This window comes from Paraburkholderia sp. (assembly GCF_034668105.1).
In the GTDB taxonomy this organism is placed as follows: domain Bacteria; phylum Pseudomonadota; class Gammaproteobacteria; order Burkholderiales; family Burkholderiaceae; genus Paraburkholderia.
Window position 1 is genome coordinate 1 of the sequence record NZ_JAXDPY010000411.1, and the last position, 5,785, is coordinate 5,785.

Annotated in this window: 5 protein-coding genes; all 5 read right to left on the bottom strand. The window is 61.9% G+C overall.

The annotated features are described in order from the left end of the window. Positions 1–541: glutamate cyclase domain-containing protein (locus tag QOC89_RS18340; RefSeq protein ID WP_323046323.1), on the bottom strand; the 541-nt coding region annotated here is incomplete at its 3' end. Positions 542–588: 47 nt separating this feature from the next. Then, entirely contained in the window at positions 589–1,890 is a 1,302-nt protein-coding gene (locus QOC89_RS18345; RefSeq protein ID WP_323046324.1) for an MFS transporter, read from the bottom strand. Positions 1,891–1,899: 9 nt separating this feature from the next. Then, positions 1,900–2,157 (bottom strand): hypothetical protein, encoded by a 258-nt coding sequence (locus tag QOC89_RS18350; RefSeq protein WP_323046325.1) that lies wholly within the window; start codon positions 2,155–2,157, stop codon positions 1,900–1,902. A gap of 101 nt (positions 2,158–2,258) precedes the next feature. Beyond that, on the bottom strand, positions 2,259–3,572 hold the full coding sequence (oxlT, locus tag QOC89_RS18355) for an oxalate/formate MFS antiporter (RefSeq protein WP_416340414.1): 1,314 nt from the start codon (positions 3,570–3,572) through the stop codon (positions 2,259–2,261). Between the two features lie 142 nt (positions 3,573–3,714). Further along, a complete protein-coding gene (locus QOC89_RS18360) occupies positions 3,715–5,334 on the bottom strand; it encodes a gamma-glutamyltransferase family protein (protein ID WP_323046326.1) in 1,620 nt (539 codons plus the stop codon). Between the last annotated feature and the right edge of the window lie 451 nt (positions 5,335–5,785).

The window sequence follows — 5,785 nt, forward strand, 5'->3', positions numbered from 1 at the left end:
TGCCGATCGTGACCCACGGACGCGACCACTCGGGATCCTCGAACAGAAGATGCAGCGGAGCCGTATCGTCGGACATGTCCGCGCCGTACTCGCGGTGCGGCTTGCCGTCGCTCGCGGGCGACACCCGTTCGATCGCGATCATATGGGTGATCGGACGGTCAGTCTCGCTTAGCCGGGTTCTCAGCGACTTGACCGATGCCGCGCTCACCGAGGTGATCTCGAACGCCACGACTTTCGGCAATTCCGTGGTGACGGCCCAGACCGCCTTGCAGCAAGGCGCGTCCGAGATCACCGTTACCGGTACGCCCAGATTCGACAGTGCGGCGGCGAGATGGGCCATGCCGCCGAGCCCGTCCGTCTCCGGCGAGGGCGGCACGGCATTGCGGATGAAGAAGCCCGTGACGATACCCACGTGGGCGTTCGGCGTGCTCATGATCGAACGCGCGGCCGCTTCCAGCTGACCTGCAACGAACTGTTTCATGCGGCTAATATCGCGCCGGACGGTTTGACCAATGATGTCTTCGACTTTTGCTATTCCCATTTTCCGATCTCAGTAGCAACGTTGTTCATGCGAGGCGCGACGATCGCTCAGACCGGGATCTTCGTTTCATAATCGATTCCGATCGAACAGAGCAGCAGGCCGACGCCCATTGCGGCGAAACACATCAGCGCGAGGAAATAGGAGCCCGTGAATTGCACGATCGCGCCGATCGCGATCGGGATCACCATGCCGCCGAGATTCCCACCGAAGTTGAGCAGACCGCCGAGCATGCCCACCTTGTTGCGCGAGGCGAGCATCGCGGGGATCGACCAGTACAGACCGCCCCAGCGCAGAAAGAAGAGGGTGATGGACAGCAGGACCACGACCATCGTGGGGCTTGTCGCATGCGCCACTGAAAACACCGCAATCGTGGCAACCACGCCGGCGATACCGAAGATCGTGCGCATCACGCGGTTCGGCGCGGCGCCGCTCGCGAGCCACTTGTCGGCGACGTAGGCACCGAAGAGTTCGCCGATGAAGCCGGAGAAGAAGATCACGAAGCTGGCGCCGCCCATCTGTTGAATATTGAAGCCCTGCACTTTCTGCAGATAGGTGGGCATCCATGTCAACAGGCCGTAGTAAAGCGTCGTGCAACACATGAAGCCGACGAACATCAGCAGCACCGAGCGATATTTGAAGAAATCGAGCGAGTTGCCCGACAGGTGTTTCGCTTCCTTCTCATCTTCCTTGCGCCGGGCCTGTTCGATGTGTTCCGCTTCGGCTTCATTGACCCCGGCGTGTTCGCGCGGTTGATTCTTGATGTAGTACCAGGCGCCTATCCCGCACAGAACCGTGCCGACGCCGGCGATCGCGAACGCCGCGCGCCATGAGTGCGCGACGACGATCAGCCAGGTGATCAGCACCGATCCAAGCGCTGCGCCGAGCGGCGAGCCGCCATCCATCAGCGATGCGCCACGGACCCGTTCATGCTGCGTGAGCCACATCGCATTGAGCGCACCGCCCGCCGAGGCCACCGGCGCTTCTGCCACACCGAGCCCGAGCCTCGTAGCGAGCAGGGACATCGCATTGGTCGTCAACGCGCCAAGACCCTGGAAGGCACCCCAGAGCAACGTGCACAGTGCGAGAATCAGCCGCGGCTTGAAGCGGTCGACGGCCATGCCGCCTGGAATCTGCATCAGCGTGTACGACCAGAAGAACGCACTCATGATGAGGCCTTGCATGACCGGCGTGAGCGTGAACTCGCTTGCGATCATCGGCATCGCGACTGACAGGGACGCACGATCGATGTAGTTGACCGTGACGAGCAGCAACATGACGAGAAAAATTTTCCAGCGAACCGATGTCTTCGGCTGGGCGTACGCCGCGACCGCTGCAGGTGCTCTGCTCATGCCTATTTCCTAATTCGCTGTTTGAACGTCAGGTACACGCCCGGCGCGTTGCGCATCGGGGATGGTTGAACCGGTGGTCTGCGACGCTGCAGGCACCCGTTCCATGCCAGGTTGAAAAATGAGTATAGGTGCGACAATCTGAGAGGAGATAATCGAAAGTGACGCGGGCAATCGATAGAAATCGCTGATCATGCGTGTCTGCGTCGTGCAGGTCTTTCTTCCGTGCGGCATCGCTGAAAACACAATGGCCGCTTCGATAGCGGCCATTGGCATTGACGTTATGACCGCTGCAATAGCGAGCGGTTGCACTGTTTCAGATGGGGTGACATCCCTTGCTTGCAGAAGGATGTTGCCCGCGATCGGAACTGTTATCCGCGCACGCCGACAAAACGCGCGCGCGCCGGCTTCAACACGAACATTGCAAGAACGGCCGTGCTCAGATCGAGCACAATCGCGCATCCGAACACGGGCACCCAGCTGCCGGTGTGCTGATGCAGCAACGCGGCGAGCGGCCCACCGAAGATCGAGCCAATCCCGAACGAGATGTAAAGCCAGCCGTAATTCGTGGTGGCATAGCGGGTACCAAACGTGTCGGTCAGGGTAGAAGGAAACAGCGAGAAAATTTCGCCCCAACCGAAGAACACCACGCCGGACAGCAGCACGAACAGGACTGCGTTATCGCGCGTCAGCAGCCAGACCGCCATCGCCACACCTTCCAGCGCGAACGCGAAACACATCGTGTTTTCGCGCCCCAGACGATCCGAAATCCAGCCGAACAGCGGACGGGTCAGGCCGTTCGTGAAGCGGTCGATCGTCAGTGCCAGCGGCAACGCGGCGAGCCCGAAGACCAGTACCTTGCTGACGCCGAAGTCGGCAGCGAAGCTTGCCATCTGCGACGTGACCATGAGGCCCGACGTAGACATCATCGTCATCATCACGAACATCAGCCAGAACAGCGGCGTCTTGAGCATTTCGGACGGACGGTAGTCGCGCGTCGCGACCGCTGTACGGGATATTGCCGCGCTGACGCTCTCGGCCGCGGGTGGAACTCGCAGGCCCTGCGAGGCGACGAGGCCGACCGCCGCGAAGATGATGCCGTACAGCCACAGCGTGGATTCGACACCGTGCGTGGCCAGCGATGCGGAGATCGGAAACGTAGTCACAATGGCACCCATGCCATAGCCCGCGGCCGCTACACCGGCGGCGAAACCGCGTCGATCGGGAAACCAGCGGACCACGAATCCCACCACGCCGACGTAGACGATGCCGGTACCGAGACCGCCGATGCAGCCATACGTGAGGTACAGCATCGACGTAGTGTGCGCGTACGAAGCCAGCACCCAGCTGACGCCCGACAGCAGCGTACCGATCGAGATCAGCATGCGTGGCCCGAAGCGATCAATCAGCGCGCCCTGGAAGGGCGAAAAGAATGCCTGCAGTAACACCAGCAGCGAGAATGTCACCTGCAGTTCCGGCAGCGCGATGCCGAGTTTGGCCATGAGCGGCTTTGTCATCAGAGTCCATACATATTGCGGACTCGATATCGTCATCATGCAAACCAGGCCGAGTCCGAGCTGAACCCAGCGGGTATGCGCGGCGGTTTGAGCGGTTGCTTGTGTGGTTGTTTGCGTGGCTGTGTGCCCGGCGGGCGGCGCGGCACCTTCAAGTGATGGCGTGGGGATACTCAAGGTATTTCTCCTTTTGGGATTGATGCGCCGACAGATGGACGGACGTGCGCCGTCCTTGCCGTCGGCATGAACGCTCGCGGGTATTCGATTCAAAAGGATGCGGGCGGCGTGGCCGCCCGCTGTCTAACAGGTGCGCCTACCAGCCCGCTGCCGCGCCGTCGCTGCGCGGGTCGAAGCCTGCTTCCAGACAGCCGTTGCCGTGCCGGACAATCGCGCCGGCGTGGCCCATTGCTTCGTCGTATGGCCGCATCTGCTCGACGTCATGGCCTAGACGACGCAGCACATTGAATGTGTCGACTGGGAACCGCGACTCGAGCTTGAGTGATTCATTGGTTTGCCCCCAGGTGCGGCCCAGCAGCCAGCGCGGCGCATCGATGGCGGCCTGCGGATTCCAGCCGAAGTGCGCGATCCGCGAAAACACGGCGCTTTGCGATTGCGGTTGACCGTCGCCGCCCATGTTGCCGTACACCATCGTGCGTCCATCGGCGAAGCGCGCGAGCGCCGGGTTCAGCGTGTGAAACGGCCGCCGTCCCGGCGTCAGTGGATTGCGCGCAGAGGAATCGAGCGAGAAGCTGCAGCCGCGGTTTTGCCAGTTGATACCCGAAGCCGGAAGCACGAGGCCGCTGCCGAACTCGTGATAGATGCTCTGGATGAAGCTGACGGCCACGCCATCGGCGTCGATCACACCCAGCCACACGGTGTCGGCCGGCCCGAGACCGCGACCCCACGGAGCCGCCGCGGACATTGAAACCTTTTCGGCCATCGCGTCGAGCACAGCCGGCGCAAGCAGCGCCTGCGGATCGACGTCCATGTAATCCGGATCGGTGATGTGCTGGTCGCGCATGGCGAACGCGAGCTTGGTCGCCTCCACGCACGCGTGGACATACTCCGGGCCGAGGGGGTCCATATCGTCGCGCAAGACACGGTCAAGCACACCGAGAATCTGCAGCGATACCAGCCCTTGTGTGGGCGGCGGCATGTTGTAGATCGTGCCGAGCGAATGCGTGAGTGCCAGCGGTGTGCGCTGCCTTGCGCGATGCTGTTCAAGGTCCGCTAGCGACAGCGGACTTCCGACGGCCCGCAGGTCGGCCGCGATGCTGCGTGCGAGGTCGCCCCGGTAGAAGTCGTCGAGACCCGCGTGGGCGAGATGCTCGAGCGTCGCGGCGAGGCGCGGCTGCATAAAGCGTTCGCCGACAGCCGGTACGCCCAGCGCGTTGTCGCTCGTCAAAAACGTTTCGGCAAACCCCGCGACGGATTCCAGTTCGTCGCGCTTGAGCGCGACGCATTCGGATTGACTGCGCGTGACCGGAATACCGTCTCGTGCGTAGGCGATTGCGTCTTCCAGCAGGCGCGCAACGGGGAGCTTGCCGCCGAGTGTGTCAGTCGACCAGCGATGCGCCAGCGACCAGCCCGACACGGTTCCAGCCACCGTATTCGCCGCCAGTGGGCCGCGAAACGGGATGGATTGCAGGCCGCGTGCGCGGTAGGTGTCGATCGTCGCTGCGGCCGCTGCCGCTCCACACGCCTCGATGCCGACGGGCTCTTCGCCCGGCCGCGAAATCAACCAGAAGCCGTCGCCGCCGATGCTGTTCATATGCGGGTACACCGCTGCGATGGTCGCCGCGGCGGCAATCATCGCCTCGACGGCATTGCCGCCGTCGCGCAGGATCGCGAGCGCGCTTTGCGACGCTAGCGCATGGGGTGTGACCGCCATCCCGCGGATGCCCCGAACAGGATTCAAAAATTCTACTGACATGTTTCCTCAAAAATCAATCGATCAGCGCTACCCGCTCAGCTGCTACGGGTTCGCGTGATCACACTTCATGCTTCGCTTGCGTGTCCACTCGGTGCAGCGTCGGCAAGCGCCTGGTCGATGCTTGCGACGCGCCTGTCATGGGGGTACTTAGTTGCTGGTTTCGTCGATTGCCGGCGAAATATAGATGGAAATTGCAACAATTGAAATACTCGCATTGATGCAATTTGCAAGAAGCATGCCATCGTGAGAAAGCTCTATATACAAGTGCGAATTGGGTACTTTCAGGCGGCTGTGAGCACGCTGCCATGTTCGGAAAGTGTGCAGATACGCGCAAGGAAGGTGCATCGAGCACGACAAAACCGGCGGCGCACCGCCTCAGGGCGAAACGCAGGCGTTCGGCACCGAAAGGCCATTGCAAGATACTTAGGATTGGAAATCGGTGCGGGCGCCG